Below are 25,048 nucleotides of genomic sequence, written 5' to 3' on the forward strand. Positions count from 1 at the left end.
GGCGGAGCCGGATCACCCTCGCCCGGTGGAGGCGCATCCGCATCGGCATCCCTAGCGTGGAAGCAACGAGAAGAAGGGGTGCACCGTGTTGGAACTGGACGGCATCACCAAGAGCTACGGCGGCCGCCGCGTGCTCGACGACGTGGGCTTCACCGTCGCTCCCGGGCGGCTGACGGGCTTCGTCGGCGGGAACGGCGCCGGCAAGACGACCACCATGCGCATCGCCCTCGGCGTGCTCGGGAAGGACGCCGGATCGGTCGCCCTGAACGGCTCCCCCGTGACGACGGCCGACCGCCGCCGCTTCGGGTACATGCCCGAAGAACGCGGGCTGTACCCCAAGATGAAGGTCGCCGAGCAGATCGCGTACCTGGCCCGTCTGCACGGCTTCTCCAAGGCCGAGGCGACGCGGAAGGCGACGGCGCTGCTCGAACGACTCGGACTCGGCGAGCGCCTCGGCGATGCCGTCGAGACCCTCTCGCTGGGCAACCAGCAGCGCGCGCAGATCGCGGCATCCCTCGTCCACGAGCCCGAGGTGCTCATCCTCGACGAGCCCTTCTCGGGCCTCGACCCGCTCGCGGTCGACGTGGTGGCGGGAGTGCTCCAGGAGAAAGCCGCGGCCGGCACCGCCGTGCTGTTCTCGTCGCACCAGCTCGACGTCGTCGAGCGCTTGTGCGACGACCTCGTGATCATCGCGGCCGGCACGATCCGCGCTGCCGGGACCCGCGACGAGCTGCGCGCCCAGCACGCCACGCACCGCTACGAGCTGGTCTCGGGCAGCGACGCCGGCTGGCTGCGCGAGGAACCGGGGGTGACGGTCATCGACTTCGACGGCGGGTACGCCCTGTTCGACGCGGCCGATGACGCCACCGCGCAGCGCGTGCTGCAGGGCGCCGTCTCGCGCGGCGACGTCGCGAGCTTCGCCCCCCAGCGTCCGACCCTGGCCGAGATCTTCAAGGAGGTCATCCAGTGAGCACCACGACCCCCGCCCGCCGCTCGCCCGGCGAGGCACTGAGCATCTGGCTCGTCGCCGAGCGGGAGATCGGCTCGAAGCTGCGGAGCAAGCCGTTCGTGATCTCGACCGCGGTGCTGATCCTCGCGGCTCTCGCCTCGGTGCTGTGGGGCGGGTTCACGGCCGGCAACGCCGCGTCCAGCGGCATCCCGGTCGCCGTCACCTCGCAGACCCAGAGCGCCGTGTCGAGCCTCGACGGCCTCGAGGTGACCGTCGCCGACAGCGACGACGACGCCCGTGCCCTCGTCGCCGACGGAACGGTGGATGCCGCCCTGGTCTCGGGCTCGTCGGAGTCGTCGTTCGACTTCACCGTCGTGGTGAAGGACAGCGTCCCCTCCACCCTGCTGCAGATGCTCAGCGAGACCCCACCCGTCGATCGCATCGACCCGGGATCGAACGCCGCCGACGTCCTGCGGTACTTCATCGCCCTCGCCTTCGGCATCGTGTTCCTCATCGCCGCCTCGACCTTCGGCGGAACGATCGCGCAGAGCGTCGTGGAGGAGAAGCAGACGCGCGTGGTCGAGATCCTCATCTCGGCGATCCCCGTCCGAGCCCTGCTGGCGGGCAAGGTGCTGGGCAACACGATCCTCGCGATGGCGCAGATCGTGCTGCTGGCGGCGGTCGCGGTCATCGGCCTCGCGGTGACCGATCAGGCGGGGGTGCTCGACGCCCTCGGCGCCCCCATCGCGTGGTTCGCGATCTTCTTCCTCTTCGGCTTCGTGCTGCTGGCGGCGCTCTTCGCCGCGGCCGCCGCGATGGTGTCGCGGCAGGAGGACATCGGGGCGACCACGACGCCGATCACGATGCTGATCATGGCGCCGTACTTCCTGGTGATCTTCTTCAACGACAACCCCGTCGTGCTCACCGTGATGTCGTACGTGCCCTTCTCGGCCCCCGTGGGCATGCCGCTGCGCATGTACCTCGGCGACGCCCAGTGGTGGGAGCCCGTGCTGTCGCTGCTGATCCTCGTCGCCTCGTGCGTCGCGGCGATCGGGCTCGCGTCGCGTATCTACCGCAACTCGCTGCTGCGCATGGGCGCGCGCGTCAAGCTGGCGGAGGCCCTGAAGGGCTGAACGATCCTGCTCGGATCACCGGGCGGATGGATGCCGTGACTCGCGGCATCCATCCGCCCGTCGCCGCGGTGGCGGGGCGTTTCACTCCTCCAGGACCGCGAGCACGTTGCCGGCGGGATCGCGGAACCACGCGATGAGCGGTCCCCCCTCGCGCATGATGCCGCGCGAGTCGGTGGGGAAGTCGGCGTCGTCGTAGATCTTGGTCTCGACGCCCCGCGCCCGCAGGTCGTCGACGGCCGCCTCGACATCGGCCACGGGGAAGTTCAGCACCGTGAACGACGCCGGCTCGTGATGGGGCTTGCCGTAGACGAGGATGCTCCCCCCGGATGCCAGGTGCAGGCGGAGGAAGCCCGATCCCTCGAGCACCTCCACGCGCAGACCGAGGGTGTCGGCGTAGAAGCGGTGCGCGGCGTCGAGGTCGTCGACCGCGAAGCCGGCGAAGGCGCCATCGGGGTGGAACATGGGTTCTCCTCTCATCAGCGCGCCACGTACGCCGTGACGCTGTCGGACAGACGGATGGGGATGCCGTCGACGGCCGACGGGTCGGTCTCGCCGACCGCGACGGTCAGGTCGCCGTCGACTCCGAACGCGGCCGACGGACCGGCGCTGCCGGAGGCGCAGCCCACCGACCACGGCCGATTGTCGGAAGACGTGAACGTCGCGATGCAGACGCCGTCGCCGTCGTCGGGCTGGGCGAGGTAGACGCGGAAGTCGCTGACCGTGGCGATGTAGCGGGTGCTGGAGGGATCGATTCCGCTGTCGCGGAGGATGTCGGCGGAGATCACGTCTTCGACCGTCTGCGGGAACGTCAATTCCGGGTAGGCGGCCGACGCCGGATCCGCGGACGCCGCGGGTGCGGCGAGACCGGCGCCGATCGCGATGCCCAGCCCGACGAGCGCCACCGCACCGGCCGCGGCGAGCGCCCACCGCAGCACCCGGCGGGCACGCCCGCCGCCGGGCACGGCGGCCGCGGGCTCGGCATCCATATGTCCCGGATCCGGGCGGGCGGCGCCGGCGGCCGTGGCATCCCCGCCTCGGGCATCCCGCACGTCGTCGGAGGAGGGGGTGGGGTCGGCGCGGCGCCCTTCTTCGAGCTCCGCGAGCCGGGCGATCATCTCGGGCGTCGCGCTCGCGCCGTCGGGCCCGTAGATGCGCTCGCGCAGACCCTCCAGCTCGACGTCCTCGTCCATGCGATGACTCTACGACCGCGCGCGCGGGCCCGGGCCTCCCGCGCATGGGCGGCGTGGAGTGGGGCGAGCCGCGACGGCGCCTGCCTCACTCGGTGATGTAGGCGGTCACCGACTCCGACAGTCGCACCGGCGTCCCGGTGATCGTCATGCGCGACGTGTCGCCGATCGCGATGCTCAGATGCTGGTCGATGCCGAACACCGCCGCGTCGTCGAAGGGCCCGCCCGTGGTGCATCCCGCGGCCCACGGCTCGTCGTCGGCGTCGACGAAGGTGACCACGCACGATCCCTCTCCGCGCTCGCGCTTCGCGAGGTACACCCGGAACCCGCGCACGACCGCGATGTAACGCGTGGTGGTCGGGTCGATGCCGCTGTCGTCGATGAGCTGCGCCGTGATGACGTCGTCATCGGTCTGCGGGAACGTCAGCTCGGGGAACCGCGGGCTCGCCGACGGCGAGGGGGTCGCGGATGCGGCGACGAAGGCAGGCGAAGCGACGCCCGCGGCGTATCCCGCACCGAGCAGCGCGAGCGCGGCCACGACACCGACGATCAGGGAGAAGACGCGCGGGCGGTGGGGATCGGCATCCCTCCCCTCCGGCCGGTCGGCCTCGTCGATTGCGGCGGGCGCGGGCCTGGCGGGCGCGGGCACGGCGGGTGACGGCGCTTTCGGTGCGGGCGCGTGCGGTGCCCGCACCGCGTCGCGCCGGAGGACGTCTTCCAGGGCACCCAGGCGTGCGATCTCGTCGGGCGTCGGCGGATCGCCGGTGCCGCCGTACACGCGCTCGCGCAGGCGGCGCAGCTCGACGTCGTCGGCGCTCATGCCCCGACTCTACGACCGCGGCATCCGCCCCGGCCCGGCTCCGGTCGCGGAACGGGCTGGATAGGCTGGAACGATCGGGACAGGAGGAACCGTGCCGGGAGCGCTCGAGGGCTTCGTCGCCGACATCGTCGCGCTCGCCGTCGCCGAAGACGGGACCACCGCCCGCCGCCTGCCGCCCGAGCGCGACCTGGTCGAGGCGCTCGGGATCAGTCGCGGAGCCTTGCGCGAGCACCTGCTGGTGCTGGAACGCCTCGGCTTCCTCACGCGCGTCCAGGGTCGCGGCACCTACCTCGACACGCCCCGCGACGACTTCGTCCGCAGCTACTTCACGATCTCGCGGGAGTTCGGACACCTCACCGACGAGCAGTTCGCCGAATCCCGGATGATGCTCGAAGAGACCGCGGCGGGCGCCGCGGCCGAGCGGGCGTCGGCGGACGTGGTGACCGAGCTGCGCGAGCTCGTCGACCGCATGATCGCCGCGACCCGCGCGGGCGAGCACGACGAGGCACTCGCCGCCGACATCGCCTTCCACCGCCGCCTGCAGCTCGCCGTCGAGAATCCCGTCATGCACCTGCTGCACGAGGGCCTCAGCCACGTGCTGAGCGAGACGATCCGCGTCCGACGCCTCGAGGCGGTGGCGGTGGAGGTCCCCGACGCCGACGGAACCCTCCGCACCGACAGCGTGCACTACCCGATCGTGGATGCCATCGAGGCCGGCGACCCCGCGGCGGCACGCGCCGCGATGCGCGAGCACTTCCGCAACTGGCAGAACCTCGGGCTCGTCTCCGACCGCTGACGCCGATTGGCTAACCAATCTTGACAGGCGGCTCATGCCGCGCTTTACTGGGTCCGCGATTGGTTAACCATTCGCGTTCCGCACATCGATGGAGGTAGACGGCGATGACGCTCAGCGCGGATCGAGTGACGTTCGTGGGGCTCGGCGCGATCGGACTCCCGATGGCCCGCAGGCTCACGCAGGCCGACCTCGCGGTCACCGGCGTCGACCCCTTCGCGCCCGCCCGCGAGCGCGCCGAGGCCGACGGCATCCGCGCGGTCGAATCCATCGCGGATGCCGACGACGACCCGATCGTCGTGGTCATGGTCGCCACCCCCGAGCACCTCGACGCACTGGTCGACCAGGCCTTCGCGGCCGACGCGGTCGCCGGCCGCACCTGGGTCGTCATGAGCACCGTCGGACCGGATGCCGTGCGCTCGGCGTCGGAACGACTGCTCGCCGGCGGAGCGCGCGTCGTGGACGCCCCCGTCACCGGCGGTGTCGCCCGGGCCACCACCGGTTCGCTGACGATCTTCGCCTCGGGCCCCGCCGCCGACATCGCGGCCGTCGAGCCGGTGCTGTCGCAGTTCGGGACCGTGCGGACGGTCGGCGACGAGCTCGGCCGCGGGCAGAGCATCAAGGTCGTCAACCAGCACCTGTGCTCGGTGCACATCGTCGCCGCGGCCGAAGCGCTGTCGCTCGCCGCTCGGCTGGGCCTCGACCCCGCCGAGGTGCTGCCCCTGCTCGAGTCCGGCGCCGCCGGGTCGTGGATGCTCTCCGACCGCGGCCCGCGCATGCTCGAGGGCACCGACGTCGAGGTCACCAGCCAGATCAACATCTTCGTCAAGGACTCCGGGCTCGTCTTCGAGGCAGCCCGCGCCGCGGGCGCCGAGACCCCTCTGCTGGATTCCGCGCGCGAGCGTTACCTCGCCGCCCAGGCCGCGGGCCTGGGCACCCGCGACGACTCGCGGGTCATCGAGACCTACCCCCACCCCTGACTCCACCCGTCTGTTCAAGGAGGAACAACGACATGACCGCCCCCACCCGCACGCCGCGCCAGAAACCGCTCGGCGACAACCCCGTCAAGGTCTCGATCGCCTCGATGATCGGCACCGCCGTGGAGTCCTACGACTTCTTCATCTACGGCACCGCCTCGGCCGCCTACTTCGGCTCGGTCTTCTTCCACGCCGAGGACCCGGTCGTCGGCGTACTGCAGTCGTTCGCCGTGCTCGCGGTCGGCTTCTTCTTCCGCCCCCTCGGCGGCTACCTCGCCGGGCACTTCGGCGACCGGATCGGCCGCAAGACCGTGCTGCTGGCCTCGCTGATCGTCATGGGCGCGGCGACCTTCGCCGTCGGGCTCCTCCCCACTTACGCCATGGTCGGCGTGCTCGCCCCGGTCCTGCTGATCGTCCTCCGCGCCGTCCAGGGCATCGGGTTCGGCGCCGAGTGGGGCGGAGCGGTGCTGATGGCCGTCGAGCACTCCCCCGCCAAGCGCCGCGGGTTCTTCGGGGCCGTGCCGCAGATCGGCATCCCGGCGGGTCTGCTGCTGGCCAACGGCACCTTCCTCCTCTCGAACGCGCTGTTCGAGGGCGACTGGGTGTGGCGCGTGCCCTTCCTGCTCTCGATCGTGATGGTCGCGATCGGCCTGTGGATCCGCCTCGGAGTCAAGGAGTCGCCCGAGTTCGAGAAGATGAAGAGCCAGGGCGAGATCCACAAGCAGCCCGTGATCGCGATGTTCAAGCGCGACTGGCGACTGGTGCTGCGCATCATCGGCCTGCGTCTGGCCGAGACCGGCGGCTACTACGTGACCACGAGCTTCGTCCTGTCCTACGTCGGCCTGGCCGCCGTCACCGACAAGCAGTACGTGCTCTGGGGCACGATGGCCGGCTCCGCCCTCGGACTCGTTTCGCACCTGCTCTACGGCGCCTGGAGCGACCGCATCGGCCGCAAGCCCGTGTTCCTGCTGGGTGCGATCTTCACGATCGCCTTCGGCATCCCGATGTTCCTGCTCATCAACACCGGCGCCGTCATCATGGTGGTCGTCGCCGTCGCCCTCAGCCTGCTGCTGAGCCACGACCCCATCTTCGCCGTCGAGTCGAGCTGGTTCAGCGAACTGTTCTCGCGCGACGTCCGCTCGTCGGGCATCTCGCTCGGCTACAACGGCGCCTCGATCATCGCGGGCTTGCTGCCCTTCCTCGCCACCGCGCTCTACGCCGGCGTCGGCTGGATCGGCCCCGCGCTGCTCTTCGTCGCCCTCGGCGTCATCTCGACCGCTGTCGCCGCCGTGACCCGCGAGACCGCGCCCGTGCGCGTCGGCGACACGGCCGAGGCCACGGCTCCCGCTCTCACCCCCACCCGATGAGGTCCTCCATGACGATCACGACCACGACCGCATCCGTCGCCGAGCGCGCCGCCGCGATCCGCGCGGGCGCGCAGCGGATCCGCCTGAATGCGCTGCACATGGGCGAGGTGCAGGGCCAGGGCTACGTCGGCCAGGCCCTCGGCGCGGCCGACGTGCTGGCCGCGGTGTACCTCGACCAGCTGCGCTATCGCGCCGACGACCCGCACTGGGAGGACCGCGACCGCTTCCTCCTCTCCACCGGGCACTACGCCATCGCCCTCTACGCCGCCCTCGCCGAGGCCGGAGTGATCTCGCGCGAAGAGCTCGACACCTACGGGTCCGATGATTCGCGGCTGCCGATGTCGGGGATGGCCAGCTACACCCCCGGCATGGAGATCTCGGGCGGGTCGCTCGGGCACGGGCTGACCGTGGCCGTCGGCATGGCCCTGGGCCTGCGGCACCGCGGCAGCGATTCGCGCGTGTTCAACTTCCTCTCCGACGGCGAGCTCAACGAGGGCTCGACGTGGGAGGCGGCCATGAGCGCGGCATCCCATCGCCTCGGCAACCTCACCGCGATCGTCGACATGAACGCCCTCCAGGCCGACGGACCGACCGCGGGCGTGCTCGCGATCGAACCCGCCGAGGAGAAGTGGGCGGCCTTCGGGTGGAACACCCAGCGCGTCGACGGGAACGATCCGGATGCCGTGCTCGCGGCGTTCGACGCCATCGCCGACCGCGACCCGGTGGGCGCTCCGCAGGTGATCCTGTGCGACGTCACCGTCGGCAAGGGCGTGCCCCTGCTGGAGCAGCGCGAGAAGAACCACTTCATGCGCATCGACGAGGACGAATGGGCCGTGTGCCGCGCACAGCTCATCGCGGGATACGAGGAGACCAGCCGATGAGCAACGTCACGGCCGCCCCGAAGCTGAAGACCTCGGCGATGATCGCCTCGTTCGCCGACCCCGGGCAGAAGACCGCCGCCGCCCCCTTCGGGCACGCGCTCGCGGAACTCGCGGAGCGCGACCAGCGGGTCGTCGGCCTCAGCGCCGACCTCGCGAAGTACACCGACATGCACATCTTCCGCGACCGGCATCCGGAGCGGTTCTTCCAGATGGGCATGGCCGAGCAGCTGCTGTTCGGGGCGGCCGCCGGCATGGCCGAGGTCGGGCTCGTGCCCTTCGCCTCGACGTACTCGGTGTTCGCCGCGCGGCGCGCGTACGACTTCATCTGCCTCGACATCGCCGAGCCGAACCTCAACGTCAACATCGTCGGGGGGCTCCCCGGACTCACGACCGGGTACGGGCCGAGCCACCAGGCGACCGAGGACGTCGCGATCTTCCGCGGGATGCCGAACGTCACGATCGTCGACCCGTGCGACTCGGTAGACATCGCCGCCGCCGTCCCGCAGCTCGCCGATCACGCCGGCCCGACGTATCTGCGTCTGCTGCGTGGTCAGGTGCCCACGGTGCTCGACGAGTACGACTACACGTTCGAGCTCGGAAAGGCGAAGGTCGTGCGCCCCGGCGCCGACGTCGTGTTCGTCAGCAGCGGCCTGATGACGATGCGGGCGTTGCAGGCCGCGGAGCGCCTCGCCGCCGAGCGCGTCGACGTCGCGGTCGTGCACGCCCCCACGCTCAAGCCGTTCGACGAGGAGACCGTGCTGCGCGAACTCGACACCCCGCGGTTGGCCGTGACGCTGGAGAACCACACCGTCGTCGGCGGGCTCTTCGAGACCGTCGCCGGCGCCCTCGTGCGTCGGGGCGTCTCGCGCCGCGTGGTGCCGATCGGACTGCCCGACGCCTTCCTCGACGCCGGGGCCCTCCCCACCCTGCACGACCGCTACGGACTCTCCACCGACGCGATCATCGCGCGGGTGCTACGCGAGCTGCGCGCAAGCGACTGAGCGATCGACGCCGACGGCCACGGCCCATCTCAGGGGGCCGTGGCCTCGAGCGCGTCGGAGGCGAGGACGAGCGCGAGGTGCGAGAGCGCCTGGGGAGTGTTGCCCGCCTGCCGTCCGTCACGGGGGTCGTACTCCTCCGACAGCAGACCGATGTCGTTCGCGACCGCCGTGAGGCGTCGCATGAGGGCGACCGCGTCGTCGCGACGACCGGTGCGGGCGTACTGCCCGACGAGCCAGAACGAGCACGCCAGGAACGGATGCTCGTCACCCGCGAGACCGTCGACGCCGGTCGTGCGGTAGCGCAGCAGCCAGCCGTCGGGCATGAGCGTCTGCTCCATGCGGGCGACCGTGGCGAGCATGCGGGGATCGTCGTACGCGCAGAAGCCCACCTGCGGCAGGATCAGCAGCGACGCGTCGACCTCGTCGGTGTCGAAGTGCTGCGTGAACCATCCGCCGGCGTGCACCCCGTGCGCGTCGATGTCGGCGCGGACCCGATCGCGCAGGGTGCGCCAGGTGTCGATGTCGCCGTCGAGGCCGTTCTCCTCGACCGCCCGGATGCCACGGTCGAACGCCGCCCACACCATCGCGCGCGAGTGGGTGAAGAAATGCGGATCGCCGCGCATCTCCCAGATGCCGTTGTCGGGACGGTCGAACCACTGCGCCGACTGCGTGAGGAGAGCGCGCTGCAGGCCCCACGAGAACGACGTCTCGGAGACCCCCGCGCGACGCGCGGCGTCGAGGGCCACCATCACCTCGCCGATCACGTCGGCCTGGTACTGATCGACCGCGCCGTTGCCGATGCGCACGGGGCTCGCGCCGCCGTAGCCGGGCAGGCTCGTCAGCTCGCGCTCGGGCAGGTCGCGTTCGCCCGCGATGCCGTACATGATCTGCACGTCGGCGGGATCGCCCGCGATCGCGCGCAGCAGCCAGGTGCGCCACCGGTGCGCGGCACCCAGGAAGCCGTGCTCGATGTACGCGGTGAGCGTGAGGGCGGCATCGCGCAGCCACACGTAGCGGTAGTCCCAGTTGCGTCCGCCGCCGAAGGCCTCGGGCAGCGACGTCGTCGCGGCGGCCACGATGCCGCCGGTCTCCGCGTGGGTCAGCGCCCGCAGCACGAGCAACGAGCGCGTGACGAGTTCGGCGTGCTCTCCGGATGCCGCGACGCGCGCCGCCCACGCCGTCCACCACTCGTTCGTGCGCTTGAGGGTGGCGTCCACGTCGATGGGTGCCGGCGCGTCCTGCCACGACGGCCCCCACGACAGCGTCGAATCGACGCTCTCCCCCGCGACGGTCGTCCACAGCGCGCGGTGGGCGGTGTCGACCGCGATCAGACGCGGACCGCGCACGACCACGGCATCCGGCCCCGCCACCGCGAGGATCGCGTGCTCGTGCCCTTTGCCGATCTGCCGCACCCACGGCACCGCGCGGGCGTAGTCGAAGCGCAGGCGCAGCTCGCTCACGAAGTCGATCTCTCCCGAGATCCCCACGACGCGGCGCACGACCGCCTCCACGCCCTCGTCGATGGGCATCGCGTCGTGCACCTCGGCGACGCCGGTCGCCGTCTCCCAGCGGGTCACGAGCACGAACGTGTCGCCGTCGTAGTGGCGCGTGGCGGTGGCATCCGGATCGGTCGGACGCAGCGACCAGCACCCGTGCGACTCGTCGCCCAGCAGGGCGCCGAACATCGACCCGCTGTCGTACCGGGGCAGACACAGCCAGTCGACGCTCCCCTCGCGGGAGACCAGGGCGGCGGAGCGGCAGTTGCTGAGGACGGCGTAATCCTCGATCGGAGTCGTCACCCTCGTGATCATGACAGGTGACACCGGCATCGCGGCAGGGCATCTCGATAGCGGCATCCCTGTACCGGCTGCAAGCGCTGCGCACGTGCGCGTGCGGGGCGATACGGTGGCCGCATGGCCGCGGACACCACCCTGATCATTTTGGGCGCTTCGGGCGACCTCACCTCCCGACTCCTCCTGCCGGCCCTGGGCCAGCTGCTGGTGCGCGAACCGGGCCGCTCCGTGCGCCTGCACGGCGCGGGCATGGACGACTGGACCGACGAGCACTGGCGCGAGGTGGTGCGCACGGCCTTCCAGACGATCGGTGCCGAAGCCGCCTTCGACGCGGTCGCCGAGACGACCTACTCGCAGGCCGACATCACGAAGGCCGACGACCTGCAGAAGCTGCTCGACGACGCCGAAGGGCGGCCCGCCCTCTATTTCGCCGTGCCGCCCGCGGTGACCGAGAAGTCCTGCCTCGCCCTGAGCGACGTGACGATCCCCGAGGGGACGATCCTGGCCCTCGAGAAGCCCTTCGGAACCGACGAGGCGAGCGCGCACAAGCTCAACCAGCAGCTGGCGACCCTCGTGCCCGAGGACCAGGTGTTCCGCATCGACCACTTCCTGGGGCGCTCGACGGTGCTCAACCTCCTCGGCGTCCGCTTCGCGAACCGGCTCATCGAGAGCGTGTGGTCGGCCGACGACATCGCGTCGATCCGCATCGACTTCCCCGAGGCCCTCGGGCTCGAGGGTCGTGCGGGGTACTACGACGCCGCCGGCGCCCTCGTCGACATGATCCAGAGCCACCTGCTGCAGGTCATGGCGTTCGTCACCATGGAGCCGCCGGCCTCGCTCGACCAGCTCGATCTGCGCGACGCCACCTCGGCGGTGCTGCGCGCGACGCACGTGCTCGACGACGATCCCGTCGCGAACTCGCGCCGCGCCCGCTACACGGCCGGCGACGTCGGCGAGCGTCACTTCCCGTCGTACGTCGAGGAGCCGGGGGTCGACGCGGCGCGGGGCACCGAGACGCTCGCGGAGATGACCGTCGAGGTGCGCACCTCCCGCTGGCAGGGCGTGCCGATCCTGCTGCGTTCCGGCAAGGCGCTCGGTGAGGGCGACCCCGCGGTGACCGTCACGTTCAAGCCCGTTCGGCACCTGCCCGGGGGCTTCGTCGGCGAGAGCGAACCGTCTCAGCTCGTGTTCTCGCTCGGCCCCGACACGATGAGCCTCGCCCTCAACGTGAACGGCGCCGACGACCCCCTCGAGCTCGAGCGCGTGACCCTCGCCGCCCACCTCGGCGAGGGCGCGCTCAAGGCCTACGGCGAAGTGCTCTCCGGCATCCTCGACGGAGACGCCATGCTCGCCGTGCGCGGCGACGCGGCCGAGCAGTGCTGGCGGATCGTGCAGCCGGTGATCGACGCGTGGCGCAAGGACGAGGTGCCGCTCGACGAATACCCGGCCGGGACGGCGGGTCCGGCGTCGTGGAGCGCCTGAGCGCGCACGCGCGCCCGTCCGCGTGACCGCGGCCATCGGTCCGCGTCCGTCCCCGTGTTCCGTCGGCCTCCGGCCGTGCCCCACGGCATCCGCCGCCACCCGCCCCGAAGACGCATGACGTCACACGGGAACAGGCCGGGTGGTCTTCGCGTTGGATGCTGAGGGTCAACGGCGTCCCGGCATCGTTCTCACCCTCAGGAGTAAACCCATGTCCCACGTTCTCGACCGCACCGCCCAGACCGACGTGCCGATCCTCGACGTCCTCGCCGAGCGATGGAGCACCCGGGTCTTCGACGCGGAGGCCCCGATCAACGAAGAGGCCCTGCGCGCCGCCCTCGAGGCCGCGCGGTGGTCGCCGTCGGCCAGCAACACCCAGCCCTGGCGCTTCCTCCTCGCGCGCCGCGGCGCCGAGGCGCACACGCGCATCGTGGGCTCGCTCGTCGGCTTCAACCAGGGCTGGGCCCCGGCCGCCGGTGCGCTCCTGGTCGTCCTCGCCGAGACCACCGACGACGAGGGCAACGCCCGCCCCTGGGCGACCTACGACGCCGGTCAGGCGGCCGCGTTCTTCACGGTCGAGGCCCACGCCCGCAGCCTCGCCACCCACACCATGGGCGGCTTCTCCCCCGACGAGCTGCGCACCGCGTTCGACATCGACGAGCGCTTCACGCCCGTGACCGTGATCGCCGTGGGTGCCTTCGGCGACGTGGATGCCGCGGACGAGGCCGTCCGTTCGCGCGAGTCCGCGCCCCGGGTGCGTCGTCCGCTCGCCGAGTCGCTGCTGCTCGACGCCTGACGCCCGACGGCATCCGGCCGGGCATCGTCGCCGTACGATACCCGGCGCCTCGCCTCCACCGTTCGCCCCTGCGCCCGTAATCGTGGCGCGGGGGCGAACGCGTTCCGGCGGCGACCTGCCCGACGCGCGCAGCCTCGGAACGAGGGCGGAGGCGGTGCGCTCACCCGCAGCGTCCGGCGCGGACGCCGGTGACCGCGACGTGCGCATCGCCGCCTACCATCGGCGATGTGACGACCCCCTCCCCCATCGCCACGGACGCCGGGCGACCGCGGCGCACGGCGCCGACCCATGCAGGACGCGGAACGCGGACCGGAGCACGCGCGCGGCGGACCCTGCGACGCCTCGCCCTGGGGCTCGCGATCGCCGCCGTCGTCCTGGCGGTCGCGGGGTTGCCGGTCTACGTCTTCCCGCCGCAGGGCGATCCGACGGATGCCGACCTCGTCTACGTCATCGGTCCGCCGCAACCCGAGCGGCTCGCGCTCGCCACGGCGCTGCGCGACACGGATGGTCGGGCACCTCTGCTGGTCTCGGTCTCCCAGAGCCGGCAGGGTCGCGGCGACCCCGACTTCGACGCGGCACACCTCGACATCTGCCGTCAGCACGGGGTGAGCTGCCGGTCGCCCGAGCCGTTCACGACGGCCGGTGAAGCGAAGATGCTCACCGCCTACGCGGCGAGGCACGAGGTCGGCAAGACGGTCGTGATCACGTTCACGCCGCACGTCGCCCGCACCCGGTACATCTTCGCGAAATGCTCCGCGAACGATGTCACCGTCGTGGGCGTCGACACCGACATGACCTTCTTCGACTGGGTGTTCCAGTACGCGTATCAGACCGCGGGGTTCGTCAAAGCCTGGCTCACCCCCTGCCCCTGACCCTGGGCGGCGCGCACCGAGAGGGGATGACACGCACTCCGCGTGGCATCCCCTCTCGTCGTTCGCGATTACTCGACGATCTCGGCGTCGATCACGTCGTCGTCGACATCGTCGGCCGCGGGGCCGGTGCTGGCCAGCATGAGCGAGTCGCCGTCGCTGGCCACGTCGACCCGCACGACGTCTCCGTCGTGCACCGACCCGGCGAGGATCGCCATGGCGAGGCGGTTCTGGATCTCGGTCTGGATCAGTCGCCGCAGCGGCCGGGCCCCGTACACCGGGTCGTAGCCGCGCTCGGCGAGCCACGAGCGGGCGTCGGGCGTGACCGCCAGCGTCAGTCGACGTTCGCGCAGTCGCTTGTGCAGGGCGTCCACCGCCAGTTCGACGATCTGCGCGAGGTCGTCCTGGCTCAGGGCCTGGAAGATCACGATGTCGTCGAGACGGTTCACGAACTCGGGCTTGAACGCCTGGCGCACCAGCGCCTGCACCTGCTCGCGCTTGGCATCCATCGACATCGTCGGGTCGATGAGGATCGGCGAGCCGAGGTTGCTGGTGAGAATCAGGATGACATTGGTGAAATCGACGGTGCGACCCTGTCCATCGGTCAGCCGACCGTCGTCCATGACCTGCAGCAGCACGTCGAACACCTCGGGGTGGGCCTTCTCGACCTCGTCGAGCAGCACGACGCTGTAGGGGCGTCGACGTACGGCCTCGGTGAGCTGGCCGCCGGCCTCGTACCCGACGTATCCCGGAGGGGCGCCGACCAGGCGCGAGACGGAGTGCTTCTCGCCGTACTCCGACATGTCGATGCGCACCATGGCGTGCTCGTCGTCGAAGAGGAAGTCGGCGAGCGACTTCGCCAGCTCCGTCTTCCCGACGCCCGTGGGGCCGAGGAAGAGGAACGAGCCGACCGGCCGGTTCGGGTCGCTGATGCCCGCGCGCGAACGGCGGACGGCGTCGGACACCGCCTTGACGGCATCCTTCTGCCCGATCAGACGGCGGCCGAGCTCGCGCTCGAGGTGCAGCAGCTTCTCGGTCTCGCCCTGCAGCAGCCGCCCGACGGGGATGCCGGTCCACGCCGCGATGACCGCCGCGATGTCTTCGTCGGTCACTTGCTCGTTGACCATGCGGTCGCCCGCGGGCTCTTCGCGCTCGGCGGTCATGAGCTCGCGCTCCAGGGCCGGGATCTCGGCGTACAGCAACCGCGACGCGCGCTCGAGGTTGCCCTCGCGCTGGGCGCGCTCGGCGTCGACGCGGGCGGCATCCAATCGGGTCTTGAGGTCGCCGACGCGGTTGAGCGAGGCGCGCTCGCGCTCCCACCGGGTCTGCAGCTCGTCGAGCTTGGCCTGCTCGGCGGCCAGCGTCTCGCGCAGAGTCGCGAGGCGCTCCTTGGACGCGTCGTCCTTCTCCTTCTTCAGCGCGAGCTCTTCGAGCTTGAGCCGGTCGACGTGCCGACGCAGTTCGTCGATCTCCAGCGGAGCGGAGTCGATCTCCATGCGCAGGCGGGATGCCGCTTCGTCGATCAGGTCGATCGCCTTGTCGGGCAGCTGTCGCGACGGGATGTACCGGTTCGACAGCGCCGCGGCGGCGACCAGCGCGGCATCCGCGATCGCGACCTTGTGGTGCGCCTCGTAGCGCTCCTTGAGGCCGCGGAGGATCGCGACGGTGTCTTCGACGGTGGGCTCGCCGACGTAGACCTGCTGGAAGCGGCGCTCGAGAGCGGCGTCCTTCTCGATGAACTCGCGGTACTCGTCGAGCGTCGTGGCGCCGATCAGCCGCAGCTCGCCGCGCGCGAGCATGGGCTTGAGCATGTTGCTGGCCGCGACCGAGCCCTCGCCGCCGCCCGCGCCCATGAGCACGTGCAGTTCGTCGATGAAGGTGATGACGCGCCCGTCGGACTCGGTGATCTCCTTGAGGACGCTCTTGAGCCGTTCCTCGAACTGTCCGCGGTACATGGCCCCGGCGACGAGCGCCGAGATGTCGAGCGAGACGAGCTCCTTGTCTTTGAGGCTCTCGGCGACGTCGCCCGCGACGATGCGCTGGGCGAGGCCCTCGACGACGGCGGTCTTGCCGACGCCGGGTTCACCGATGAGCACGGGGTTGTTCTTGGTGCGCCGGGTGAGCACCTGGCTGACGCGCCGGATCTCTCCGTCGCGCCCGATCACGGGGTCGAGCTTGCCCTGGCGGGCCCGGTCGGTGAGGTTGATGCCGAATTGCTCGAGGGCGCTGCGCGCGTCCTCCTGTCCCGGCTGTTGCGTGGCGTTCATGTGGTCTCCTGGAAGTCTGGTCGCAAACTTGAGTTGCGTTGACTCAAGTTTAGCAGTCGGACGATCTCCCGGCAATGGATGCCACGAGCCCGCGACAGGCCCGCAACGGCGGGTCTATGGTGAGCGCGTGACGACCCCGCAGCCCGCCGAACCGCGACCGGACATCCCGTGGAACCCTCCGCCCTCCGCCGCCGAGCGTCGCGCCCGCGGGAAGGAGATGCGCCAGCGCGTCGCCCGTCGCGATCTCGGAACCCTCACGGTCGAGGGGCGCGATCCGCTCGGCATCCTGGACGCGCAGAACGCGGTCCGCGTGCCCGAACTCGTGCCCCTGCGGATCGAGCGGATGTCCGCCTCACCGTTCGCCTTCTACCGCGGGTCGGCCGCCGTCATGGCGGCGGACCTCGCGCGCGATCCCTCGACCCCCATCCACGTCGCCTCGTGCGGAGACGCCCACGTCGCGAACTTCGGCTTCTACGCCTCGCCCCAGCGAACGCTGGTGTTCGACCTCAACGACTTCGACGAGGCCGCCTGGGCGCCCTGGGAGTGGGACCTGAAACGCCTGCTGGTCAGCGTCGTCCTGGCGGGAGCCGAGAACGACCGCGACCCGGCCGTCGTCCGCGACGCGGTCGCCTCGACCGTGCGGGCCTATGCCCGGGCGATCGCGGGACTCGTCGAGCGCGACCCGATCGACCGCTATTTCGAGCACTTCGGGGCCCGCGAGGCGATGACCTCGTACGACCGGGCCTCGCGCGAGGTGCTCGCCCAGGCCATCGCCGACGCCGAACGACGCACCGGGGCACGGGCGGTGCGCCGCCTGACCGCCGACGCGGGCTCGGGTCGCCTCACGTTCACCCACCGACCGCCCACGATGACCCCCGTCGACGCGGAGGTCGCGGCCCGCGTCCTCGCTCTGGACGGCGCCTACCGGACGTCCGCGAACGTGGACGTGCGGATGACACTCGAGCAGTACGACCTCAGTGACGTCGCGCGGCGCGTGGTGGGGGTCGGCAGCGTCGGGACGCGGTGCTACCTCCTCTTGCTGCAGGACGGTGACGGGCACGCCTTCGTGCTGCAGGGCAAGCAGGCCGGGGCGAGCGTGCTGCAGCAGTTCGGCGGCATCCGCCAGCCCGACGCGCTCGTCTCGCTCGTCACGGCCGACGGCGAGGGCGCGCGCGTGGTCGCGCTGCAGCGCATCCTGCAGAGCGTGTCCGATCCGTTCCTGGGTCACGTCCGCGGGGTCGACGCGGATTTCTACGTGCGCCAGTTCCACGACATGAAGGGCGGCATCGAGATGGTCGATCTCGCCGACAAGCCGTTCCGCCGCTACGCCCAGGCCTGTGCGATCACCCTCGCGCGCGCCCACGCGCAGTCGCCGGAGGCCCCCGAGATCGCCGGGTACGCCGGTTCGGGCCGGGCGCTCACCGCAGCGCTCGTGCCGTGGGCCTTCGCGTACGCCGACATCGCGCGCGAGGATCACGCCGCGTTCGTCGCGGCGCACTGATCGATATCCCGGATCGGATCGACAGGCCCGACCCCCGACCCCGGGGTCAGCCGCGGGCCTCGACCATCCAGTCCGACAACTTCGCGACGCGGGAGCGGACGCCGCGGTGCCAGGGCCGGAGCGCGCGATAGGCGTCGGCGCGCTCACCAGGGAGCACGGGTGCCCCCGTTCCGGACATCGCCGCGACCGCAGCATCCCAGTCTGGGTGCAGCCCAGCGCCCACGGCCGCGCAGATCGCTGCGCCGATGCCCGCAGCGTCGTCGACGAGCGCGCGGCGCACCGGGCGCCCGAGCACGTCGGCGACGATCTGCACGAGCAACGCCGACTGCGCCCCGCCGCCGGTCACGATGATGCCGCTCGCGACGCTCCCGCGTTCGCGCTCCATCTCCTCGATGTGGTCCGCCATCGTGAACGCGATGGCCTCCAGCACGGCACGGTAGAGATGCCCACGCCCCTGCGCACCCGAGAAACCGACGAAGGCCCCGCGGCGGTTCGGCTCATCGCCCGGCGCGAGCCAGTCCAGCACAGCGGCCACTCCGTCGCATCCGGGAGCGACGGCCTCCGCCTCAGCGCCCAGGCTGCGGTCGAAGGCGTAGATGTCGTCATCGGGCGCGACGGGGTGCAGCAGGTCGCGGAGCCAGCTCACGGTCCACATCCCGCGACGGATGCCGGTGGACTCCGCGAGGTACTGGCCCGGGCGGGAGCCGAAGTTCACCCAGTACGCTTCTCCCCCACCGGGGACGTCGGCCACGGTCATCGCCGCGATGTAGGTGCCGAACGACAGCAGCACGTCTTCGGACGACGTCAGACCCGCCCCGAGCGCCTCGACCGCCTTGTCGTTCGACGTCGCGAACACCGGGACGCCCGCGGGCAGGCCGGTCGCCTCCGACGCCTCCGCGCTCACGCGGCCGAGCTCGGCTCCGGGATCCACGAGCTCGCTGAGCAGCGAGGGGTGCATGCCGGTGGCCGCCGCGGCATCCGGGGCCGAAGACCACCGCCACGTGAGTTGGTCGATCGGCCAGACGCCCTGGTAGTTGCCGGCGGCGTCGCGGAACTCGCCCGTGAGACGGTGCGCGATGTACCCCGACGAGGTCGTGACGTGCGAGACCTCGGGCGAATCGAGGTGCGGGCGCGACACGCGTTCATCCATCCAGCTCAGCAGCGGCTCGGCGAGCGTGCCGTCGGCCCGCATCAGGGCGCGGCAGAAGCGGATCGTGCACAGCCCGACCCCGACCACCTCGGAGAGATCGCCGTTGAAGCGGTCCATCGCCAGGCGGCAGGCCCGCACGATCGAGTCCCACACGTCGTCGTCGGGATGCACGCTGCGCCCGGACTCGGGCGTCGCATAGGGCCGGAGCCCCACGCGAGCCTGTGCCCGCACGCGGCCCGTCTCGTCGACGACCAGGACCTTCGTCGACTGCGAGCCGTTGTCGATCGCGACGACGACTGCCATCAGCGCCCCAGGGCGAAGATCGTGCCGGGATTCATGATGCCATTCGGGTCGAGCGCGGCTTTCATTCGCTCCAGCAGCACCACGGCGCTGCCGTGCTCCTCGTCCGTCCACGCGGTGCGGTATTTGCCGATGCCGTGGTGGTGCACCATGGATCCGCCCAGACGCAGCGCCTCCTCCACCACGATCGCGTTGAGCGGCTCGTGGTACGCGGTGATCTCCTCGCGAGGCTCGCACCGGATGTCGTAGTCGTACACGAAGTACAGGTTCGTGCCCGTCTGGTAGCTGTGCGACGAGTGGGCGCCGAGCATGGTCAGGTCGGCCGCGCGCGGGAACTCCCGACGCACGCGCCCCATGACCGACTCGTAGAGCTCGACCACGCGCGACCAGTCGACCGACACCTCGGTCGTGTAGCCGAGGTGGGCCTTCTCGAGCATCTCGCGCTTCTCGCGGTCGATCTTGTCCTGACCCCAGTTGAGGTTGTCGAACCACGACTCGATCAGTGCGTCATCGACGCGCTCGAGCGGCTTGCCCTCCGCGGCCTCCGCGATGGCCTCGGCGGTCGCCTCGGCGAGACGGCGCGGACCCTCGGCGACGAGCACGACCACGCACTTGCCGTCGTGGAAGTGTGCGAAGTGCTGACGGGCGTCCTCCGGGGAGTACACGCGCGCGACCGAGGGGCGGTAGCCCTGCGTGACGAGCTCGCGCAGCAGCTCGATTCCCGCGCCGAAGTCATCGGTGAGGAAGCCGAAGAACCGGTTGTTCTCGGGCGTGTAGGGCCAGATCTTCACCGTGACCTCGGTCACGAACGCCATCGCACCCTCGTTGCCGATGATGAGATGACGGATGTCGGGACCCGCCGCGCGGCGCGGCACGTTCTTGATGCGCGTGACGGTGCCGTCGGCGAGTACGGCCTCGAGCCCGACGACCATGTCCTCGATCCCGCCGTACAGGGTCGAGAACTGCCCGATCGAGCGCGTGGCGACCAGGCCGCCGTACTGCGCGAGGGGCTTGGACTGCGGCGAGTGGCCGGTGGTGTACCCCTGGGCGCGCAGCTCGTCTTCGACGCGCTGCAGGCCCGCGCCGCACTGGACGGTGACCATCATGTCGACGGTGTTGATGGTCAGGATGTCGTCCATCCGCGACCCGTCGAGCACGATCGTGTCGGCGACGACGGTCTCCAGCCCGCCCTCGGTCGCGGTACGGCCGGTGCGCGGGACGATCGCGATGCCGTTCTCGTCGGCGAAGCGCAGCACCGCCGCGACCTCCTCGGTCGAGCGCGGATACGCGATCGCGGCGGGGAACGGTCCGTCGAAGATGCCGTGGACCGCGGAGTATTTCTTGAAGCGGTCGACGCTGGCTTCGCGCAGCTCGGACTCGCGGGTGTCGACGGCGTCGGCGCCGAGCAGGTCGGTCAGACGCGCGGCGATGTCGGAACGGGTGAGCTCGGATCGGGTGAGCAGGGAACGGGAATCGGCCATGTCGGTCTTCCTGTATCGGTTTGGGGATCGGGTCAGCGCAGCAGGTAGCCGCCGTCGACGACGAGCGTGTGCCCGGTGACGTAGTCGCTGGCGCGGCTGGCGAGGAACACGACCGCGCCCATGAGGTCGGCCGGGTCGCCCCACCGGCCGGCGGGGACGTGGTCGACGATGCGGCTGTTGGCCGCGGCATCCGATCGGGTCTTCTCGGTGAGGGCCGTCGCGAAGTACCCGGGGGCGACCGCGTTGACCTGGATGCCGAACTCGCCCAGTTCGTCGGCGTAGGCCTTCGTGAACCCGACGATGCCCGCCTTGGATGCCGCGTACGCGGGCGACTGGCGCCCGCCGAGGAACGAGAAGAGGGAGGCGATGTTGATGATCTTGCCGCGGCGGTTCGGGATCATGACCTCGGCCGAGGCACGGGCGAAGTCGAAGGCCGCCGTGAGGTTGACCGCGATCATCGGGTCCCACTTGGCTCGGTCGAAGGCGACGACGTCCTCGCTGAGCAGATTGATGCCGGCGGAGTTGACGAGCACGTCGACGCCGCCGAAGCGGTCGACGCAGGCCTTCACGACCCGTTCGGGCTCCCCGACGGCCGTGATGTCGGACGCCACGAAGGCGTAATCGCGTCCGTGCGCCTCGACGAGCCGGGCGGTCTCACCGTCGTCGTCGGCGAGGGAGGGGACGAAGACGTTCGCACCGGCTGCGGCGAGCGCGACCGAGAACGCGCGTCCCAGGCCGCCGTTGCCGCCGGTGACGATCGCCGTGCGTCCCGCGAGCGAGAAGAAGTCGGTGGAGAAGTCGGTGATGTCCATACGGTCAGGCGCTCCGGGAGGCGAAGGGGTCGGCGATGCCGACGTAGACGGTCTCGAGGTATTCGTGGATGCCCTCGGCTCCGCCCTCGCGGCCGAGGCCCGATTGCTTGACGCCGCCGAAGGGAGCCGCGGGGTTGGAGACGACTCCGGCGTTCAGGCCGAGCATCCCGGTCTCGAGGCGCTCGGCCAGGCGCAGACCGCGGTCGAGGTCGCGCGTGTAGGCGAAGCACACCAGGCCGAACTCCGTGTGGTTGGCGAGGCGGATGGCCTCCTCTTCGTCACGGAAGGTGAGGATGGGCGCGACGGGACCGAAGATCTCCTCGCGGAGGATGTCGGCATCCGCCGGCACGTCGACCAGCACGGTCGGCTGGTAGAAGTACCCGGGCCCGGGGATGGCGCTCCCGCCGACCGCGACGCGCGCGCCCTGCGCGACGGCCCCCTCGACGAGCGAGGCGACCTTGTCGCGGGTCGCGGCGTCGACGAGCGGGCCGACCGTCGACGACGGATCGGTGCCGCGTGCGGGGACGAAGGCGCCGATGCGTGCGGCGAAACGCTCGGTGAACTCCTGTGCCACCGCCTCGTGCACGAGGAAGCGGTTCGCGGCGACGCACGCCTCGCCGCCGTTGCGCATCTTCGCGAGCACGGCGCCGTCGACGGCGGCATCCAGGTCGGCATCCTCGAAGACCAGGAAGGGAGCGTTTCCACCGAGCTCCATCGACACGCGCAGCACCTGGGCGGCCGAGTCGGCGATGAGGCGCTGCCCGACACCGGTCGATCCGGTGAAGGAGAGCTTCCGCAGACGCGGGTCCTGCACGAGCGGACCGGTGACGGCTCCGGCGTGCGTCGTGGGGATGACGTTGAGCACGCCGTCGGGCAGCCCCGCCTCGCGCAGCACCTCGGTGAGAAGCAGCGCCGTGAGGGGTGTGAGGGCGGCGGGCTTGAGCACCATCGTGCAGCCGGCGGCGATCGCGGGGGCGATCTTGCGGGTGGCCATCGCGAGGGGGAAGTTCCACGGCGTGATGAACAGGCACGGTCCCACCGGGCGCTGCACGACGAGCAGGCGGTTGCGTCCGTCGGGGGCGACGGAGTACCGGCCGGAGATACGAGGAGCCTCCTCGCTGAACCAGCGGAGGAACTCGGCGCCGTAGGCGACCTCGCCGCGCGCCTCGGCGAGCGGCTTGCCCATTTCGAGCGTCATCGCGAGGGCGAAGTCCTCGGCACGCGCGGTGACCATCTCGAACGCCCGGCGCAGGATCTCGGCGCGCTCGCGCGGGGCGGTGCGCCCCCACGATTCCTGCGCGCGGTGGGCGGCAGCCAGCGCCGCATCGCCGTCGGCGACGCTCGCGTCGGCGACCGTGGCGAGCACGTCGCCGGTCGAGGGGTCGATCACGTCGAAGCGGTCCCCCGTGGATGCCGGGCGCCAGGCGCCGTCGATGAAGAGGTCGGTCGGCAGGGAGGCGAGGAAGGCGCGCTCGTCGGTCATCGTGCGACCCCCGCGGTGGCCTGGGCGCGGCGCAGCGGCTCGCCGAGCAGATCCTCGTACAGGCGGAAGGGCGCCATCTCGCCCGCGCGCTCGCCGTACATGGCCTTGGCGCGACGGAACTGCTGGTCGACGAGGCCCGACAGTTCGTACGGCATCCCCACCGAGCGGGCCAGGTCGCTCGAGAGCCCGAGGTCCTTGCAGGCGAGGGCCAGGGCGAAGCCCTCGTCGTAGTCGCCGTGATCGAGGATCGACAGCACGTCGTGCTCGACGAAGTTGCTGTTGGCGGGGCTGGCGACCAGGGCGCGGCGCAGCACCTCGAGGTCGACGCCGGCCTTGACGCCCACCGAGAGCACCTCGGCCGTGGCGATGAGGTGCGAGAACCACAGCTGGTTGATCATGAGCTTGACCGCGTAGCCGGCGCCGTGACCGCCGACGTGCAGGATGCGCTCGGGCTCGCCCATCGCCTCGAACACCTCGCGGAGGCGCTCGACGTCGTCGGCGTCACCGCCGATGAAGATCTGCAGCGTGCCGTTCGCGGCACCGACCGACATGCCGCTGACCGGGGCGTCGAGCACGCGCAGGTCGGGCCGGTCGGCGCGGGCGCGCTCGGCCACCTCCGGCACCGAGGTCGACATGTCGACCCACGTGCCGCCCTGCGGGAGCGCGTCCAGCAGGCCGTCGGGCCCGCGCAGCACCTGGTCGACGTGCCGCGGGGTGGGCAGCATCGTAATGACCAGGTCGGAGCGGGATGCCACCTCGGCGGCGGTGTCGACCCAGACGGCGCCGCGCGAGACGGCGTCGGCCGCGGCCTCGGGGCGGACGTCGGTGACGACCAGGGGGAAGCCGGAGGCCTGCAGGTTGCGGGTCATTCCGCTGCCCATGCTGCCCAGGCCGATGAATCCGACGGTGAGTGTGCGCTTCGTCACGGGACCAGTCCTTGAGATCGTGGATCGGGGGCGGTGCGCTCCTGCGGCTCTCGTCTTCGAGCCCGCCAGTGGCGACCGCACGGCCACGATAGAGCCAGGATGCCTTGTGAGCATCCCTTGATGTGAATATGGCAACTGGGTAGGGTTCCGGTTCATGACAGATCCCTCGGCGACCCCGCGTCGCAACTCCTCGGGCCTGGCCCGTGACGTCGAAATCCTCGAGATTCTCGGCTCCGCCGAAGCGGTCGCCGCCGGCGGACTGGGCGTATCGAGGGTCGCGCAGATCACCGGTCGCGACAAGGCCGTCGTCTCGCGAACCCTCGCCACCCTCGCCGACGCCGGCCTCGTCGATCGCGACGACAACACCCTCGCGTACCGGCTGGGGGCGCGCCTGTACGCCCTCGCCGCCCTCACCGTCGAGAGCACCCTCACCCGCGAGTCCCAGCCGATTCTGCGCCGGGTCGCTCAGCGCGCCCGCGAGACGACGCACCTGTGCGTGCTGCGCGGCGGCAACGTGCTCACCATCGCCAGCGAACTGAGCCCGCACGAGTTCCGCACGACCGGGTGGGAGGGCATCACGACCGCCGCGTGGCGCACGCCCTCGGGTCGCGTACTCCTGAGCGACTGGGACGACGACTCCCTCACCCGCTGGTACGCCGAGCACGGCCAGGACCAGGCGATCGTCGGGCCGGTACCCCCGCACGCGGCGGGGTTCTCGGTGCTGCCGAGCCCGCCCGCCGACCGACAGGTGGTCTCCGACCTCGCGAGCCTGCGCGCCGAGCTCGCCCGCATCCGAGCAAACGGGTACGCCCTGCTCGACGAGGAGCTCGAGCTCGGCGTCGTCGGTGCGAGCGCCCCGGTACGCGATTTCACCGGCCGCATCGTCGCGGCGCTGAACGTCAGCGCCCCCAAGACCCGTATCGGCGACCGTCTCGACGCTCTCGCCAGATTCGTGGCATCCAGCGCGAAGGACCTCTCGCGGGCCGTGGGCTTCGACGCGATCATGTCCGGATCACGCTGATTGCCATATGAACAACACTGGTTGAGGATAAGAACCCCCCGGCCGTACAGTCAGCCGCAGCC

General features: G+C 71.1%; 22 protein-coding genes. 12 read left to right on the top strand and 10 right to left on the bottom strand.

The window, feature by feature from the left end; all coding sequences use genetic code 11:
* The first annotated feature begins 85 nt into the window (after positions 1-85).
* Both RWH44_RS05865 and RWH44_RS05870 read left to right on the top strand, forming a co-directional pair.
* Entirely contained in the window at positions 86-970 is an 885-nt protein-coding gene (locus RWH44_RS05865; RefSeq protein WP_316003842.1) for an ABC transporter ATP-binding protein, read from the top strand.
* Entirely contained in the window at positions 967-2,082 is a 1,116-nt protein-coding gene (locus RWH44_RS05870) for an ABC transporter permease (protein WP_316003843.1), read from the top strand. Before RWH44_RS05865 ends, RWH44_RS05870 begins: the two co-directional genes overlap by 4 nt.
* Before the next feature lie 81 nt (positions 2,083-2,163).
* Here RWH44_RS05870 and RWH44_RS05875 read toward each other — a convergent pair whose 3' ends face one another.
* The 3 genes from RWH44_RS05875 to RWH44_RS05885 form a co-directional block, all read right to left on the bottom strand.
* The gene (locus tag RWH44_RS05875) at positions 2,164-2,544 is read right to left on the bottom strand and encodes a VOC family protein (RefSeq protein WP_298876509.1); all 381 of its coding nucleotides are present in this window, start codon (positions 2,542-2,544) and stop codon (positions 2,164-2,166) included.
* A gap of 14 nt (positions 2,545-2,558) precedes the next feature.
* Positions 2,559-3,272, bottom strand: coding sequence for a hypothetical protein (locus RWH44_RS05880; protein WP_316003844.1), 714 nt, complete (start codon positions 3,270-3,272; stop codon positions 2,559-2,561).
* Positions 3,273-3,357: 85 nt separating this feature from the next.
* Positions 3,358-4,089: a hypothetical protein gene (locus RWH44_RS05885; protein WP_316003845.1), complete on the bottom strand. Its 732-nt coding sequence runs from the start codon at positions 4,087-4,089 to the stop codon at positions 3,358-3,360.
* Between the two features lie 91 nt (positions 4,090-4,180).
* Between RWH44_RS05885 and RWH44_RS05890 the strand changes: the two genes are divergently transcribed.
* The 5 genes from RWH44_RS05890 to RWH44_RS05910 all read left to right on the top strand — a co-directional run bounded on the left by RWH44_RS05890 (position 4,181) and on the right by RWH44_RS05910 (position 9,108).
* Positions 4,181-4,885, top strand: a complete 705-nt coding sequence (locus RWH44_RS05890; RefSeq protein WP_298876516.1) for a FadR/GntR family transcriptional regulator — start codon at positions 4,181-4,183, stop codon at positions 4,883-4,885.
* Positions 4,886-4,989: 104 nt separating this feature from the next.
* Positions 4,990-5,862, top strand: coding sequence for an NAD(P)-dependent oxidoreductase (locus tag RWH44_RS05895; protein WP_316003846.1), 873 nt, complete (start codon positions 4,990-4,992; stop codon positions 5,860-5,862).
* A gap of 32 nt (positions 5,863-5,894) precedes the next feature.
* Positions 5,895-7,226 (top strand): MFS transporter, encoded by a 1,332-nt coding sequence (locus RWH44_RS05900; RefSeq protein ID WP_316003847.1) that lies wholly within the window; start codon positions 5,895-5,897, stop codon positions 7,224-7,226.
* Positions 7,227-7,234: 8 nt separating this feature from the next.
* A complete protein-coding gene (locus RWH44_RS05905; RefSeq protein ID WP_316003848.1) occupies positions 7,235-8,107 on the top strand; it encodes a transketolase in 873 nt (290 codons plus the stop codon).
* Positions 8,104-9,108, top strand: a complete 1,005-nt coding sequence (locus RWH44_RS05910; RefSeq protein WP_316003849.1) for a transketolase family protein — start codon at positions 8,104-8,106, stop codon at positions 9,106-9,108. Before RWH44_RS05905 ends, RWH44_RS05910 begins: the two co-directional genes overlap by 4 nt.
* Before the next feature lie 29 nt (positions 9,109-9,137).
* On the opposite strand, the gene RWH44_RS05915 is transcribed toward RWH44_RS05910, so the two are convergent.
* On the bottom strand, positions 9,138-10,907 hold the full coding sequence (locus RWH44_RS05915; protein ID WP_316003850.1) for a glycoside hydrolase family 15 protein: 1,770 nt from the start codon (positions 10,905-10,907) through the stop codon (positions 9,138-9,140).
* A 114-nt stretch (positions 10,908-11,021) separates the two neighbouring features.
* Here RWH44_RS05915 and RWH44_RS05920 point away from each other — a divergent pair, with 114 nt between their 5' ends.
* The 3 genes from RWH44_RS05920 to RWH44_RS05930 all read left to right on the top strand — a co-directional run bounded on the left by RWH44_RS05920 (position 11,022) and on the right by RWH44_RS05930 (position 14,048).
* The gene (locus tag RWH44_RS05920) at positions 11,022-12,383 is read left to right on the top strand and encodes a glucose-6-phosphate dehydrogenase (protein WP_298876538.1); all 1,362 of its coding nucleotides are present in this window, start codon (positions 11,022-11,024) and stop codon (positions 12,381-12,383) included.
* A 208-nt stretch (positions 12,384-12,591) separates the two neighbouring features.
* Complete coding sequence (locus RWH44_RS05925) at positions 12,592-13,176, top strand: nitroreductase family protein (RefSeq protein ID WP_316003851.1); 585 nt, start codon at positions 12,592-12,594, stop codon at positions 13,174-13,176.
* A 227-nt stretch (positions 13,177-13,403) separates the two neighbouring features.
* Positions 13,404-14,048 carry a YdcF family protein gene (locus tag RWH44_RS05930; protein ID WP_316003852.1) on the top strand — a complete coding sequence of 215 codons (645 nt, stop codon included), beginning with the start codon at positions 13,404-13,406 and terminating at the stop codon, positions 14,046-14,048.
* 68 nt (positions 14,049-14,116) lie between these two features.
* On the opposite strand, the gene RWH44_RS05935 is transcribed toward RWH44_RS05930, so the two are convergent.
* Positions 14,117-16,312, bottom strand: coding sequence for an ATP-dependent Clp protease ATP-binding subunit (locus RWH44_RS05935; protein ID WP_298876547.1), 2,196 nt, complete (start codon positions 16,310-16,312; stop codon positions 14,117-14,119).
* A 127-nt stretch (positions 16,313-16,439) separates the two neighbouring features.
* Here RWH44_RS05935 and RWH44_RS05940 point away from each other — a divergent pair, with 127 nt between their 5' ends.
* The gene (locus tag RWH44_RS05940; protein WP_316003853.1) at positions 16,440-17,813 is read left to right on the top strand and encodes a DUF2252 domain-containing protein; all 1,374 of its coding nucleotides are present in this window, start codon (positions 16,440-16,442) and stop codon (positions 17,811-17,813) included.
* A 46-nt stretch (positions 17,814-17,859) separates the two neighbouring features.
* Here RWH44_RS05940 and RWH44_RS05945 read toward each other — a convergent pair whose 3' ends face one another.
* From RWH44_RS05945 to RWH44_RS05965, 5 genes are read right to left on the bottom strand one after another with little or no spacing between them, the layout of a single operon-like run.
* Positions 17,860-19,266 carry an FGGY-family carbohydrate kinase gene (locus RWH44_RS05945; RefSeq protein ID WP_316003854.1) on the bottom strand — a complete coding sequence of 469 codons (1,407 nt, stop codon included), beginning with the start codon at positions 19,264-19,266 and terminating at the stop codon, positions 17,860-17,862.
* Positions 19,266-20,744, bottom strand: a complete 1,479-nt coding sequence (locus tag RWH44_RS05950) for an FAD-binding oxidoreductase (protein WP_316003855.1) — start codon at positions 20,742-20,744, stop codon at positions 19,266-19,268. The genes RWH44_RS05945 and RWH44_RS05950 overlap by 1 nt, the downstream gene beginning before the upstream one ends.
* Positions 20,745-20,776: 32 nt before the next feature.
* Positions 20,777-21,556 (bottom strand): SDR family oxidoreductase, encoded by a 780-nt coding sequence (locus RWH44_RS05955; RefSeq protein ID WP_316003856.1) that lies wholly within the window; start codon positions 21,554-21,556, stop codon positions 20,777-20,779.
* Positions 21,557-21,560: 4 nt separating this feature from the next.
* Entirely contained in the window at positions 21,561-23,039 is a 1,479-nt protein-coding gene (locus tag RWH44_RS05960; RefSeq protein WP_316003857.1) for an NAD-dependent succinate-semialdehyde dehydrogenase, read from the bottom strand.
* Positions 23,036-23,965 (bottom strand): NAD(P)-dependent oxidoreductase, encoded by a 930-nt coding sequence (locus tag RWH44_RS05965; protein WP_298876565.1) that lies wholly within the window; start codon positions 23,963-23,965, stop codon positions 23,036-23,038. The genes RWH44_RS05960 and RWH44_RS05965 overlap by 4 nt, the downstream gene beginning before the upstream one ends.
* Before the next feature lie 154 nt (positions 23,966-24,119).
* Between RWH44_RS05965 and RWH44_RS05970 the strand changes: the two genes are divergently transcribed.
* The gene (locus RWH44_RS05970; RefSeq protein ID WP_298876568.1) at positions 24,120-24,986 is read left to right on the top strand and encodes an IclR family transcriptional regulator; all 867 of its coding nucleotides are present in this window, start codon (positions 24,120-24,122) and stop codon (positions 24,984-24,986) included.
* The last annotated feature ends 62 nt before the right edge of the window (positions 24,987-25,048 follow it).

It is taken from the genome of Microbacterium phycohabitans, assembly GCF_032464935.1.
GTDB classification, from domain to species: Bacteria; Actinomycetota; Actinomycetes; order Actinomycetales; family Microbacteriaceae; genus Microbacterium; species Microbacterium phycohabitans.

Excerpts from the sequence above, each read along its gene's own strand:
- RWH44_RS05955 (WP_316003856.1), bottom strand. The coding sequence starts at position 21,556 with ATGGACATCACCGACTTCTCCACCGACTTCTTCTCGCTCGCGGGACGC.
- RWH44_RS05945 (WP_316003854.1), bottom strand. The coding sequence starts at position 19,266 with ATGGCAGTCGTCGTCGCGATCGACAACGGCTCGCAGTCGACGAAGGTC.
- RWH44_RS05875 (WP_298876509.1), bottom strand. The coding sequence starts at position 2,544 with ATGTTCCACCCCGATGGCGCCTTCGCCGGCTTCGCGGTCGACGACCTC.
- RWH44_RS05970 (WP_298876568.1), top strand. The coding sequence starts at position 24,120 with ATGACAGATCCCTCGGCGACCCCGCGTCGCAACTCCTCGGGCCTGGCC.
- RWH44_RS05935 (WP_298876547.1), bottom strand. The coding sequence starts at position 16,312 with ATGAACGCCACGCAACAGCCGGGACAGGAGGACGCGCGCAGCGCCCTC.
- RWH44_RS05950 (WP_316003855.1), bottom strand. The coding sequence starts at position 20,744 with ATGGCCGATTCCCGTTCCCTGCTCACCCGATCCGAGCTCACCCGTTCC.
- RWH44_RS05925 (WP_316003851.1), top strand. The coding sequence starts at position 12,592 with ATGTCCCACGTTCTCGACCGCACCGCCCAGACCGACGTGCCGATCCTC.
- RWH44_RS05910 (WP_316003849.1), top strand. The coding sequence starts at position 8,104 with ATGAGCAACGTCACGGCCGCCCCGAAGCTGAAGACCTCGGCGATGATC.
- RWH44_RS05920 (WP_298876538.1), top strand. The coding sequence starts at position 11,022 with ATGGCCGCGGACACCACCCTGATCATTTTGGGCGCTTCGGGCGACCTC.
- RWH44_RS05900 (WP_316003847.1), top strand. The coding sequence starts at position 5,895 with ATGACCGCCCCCACCCGCACGCCGCGCCAGAAACCGCTCGGCGACAAC.
- RWH44_RS05880 (WP_316003844.1), bottom strand. The coding sequence starts at position 3,272 with ATGGACGAGGACGTCGAGCTGGAGGGTCTGCGCGAGCGCATCTACGGG.
- RWH44_RS05885 (WP_316003845.1), bottom strand. The coding sequence starts at position 4,089 with ATGAGCGCCGACGACGTCGAGCTGCGCCGCCTGCGCGAGCGCGTGTAC.
- RWH44_RS05895 (WP_316003846.1), top strand. The coding sequence starts at position 4,990 with ATGACGCTCAGCGCGGATCGAGTGACGTTCGTGGGGCTCGGCGCGATC.
- RWH44_RS05960 (WP_316003857.1), bottom strand. The coding sequence starts at position 23,039 with ATGACCGACGAGCGCGCCTTCCTCGCCTCCCTGCCGACCGACCTCTTC.
- RWH44_RS05905 (WP_316003848.1), top strand. The coding sequence starts at position 7,235 with ATGACGATCACGACCACGACCGCATCCGTCGCCGAGCGCGCCGCCGCG.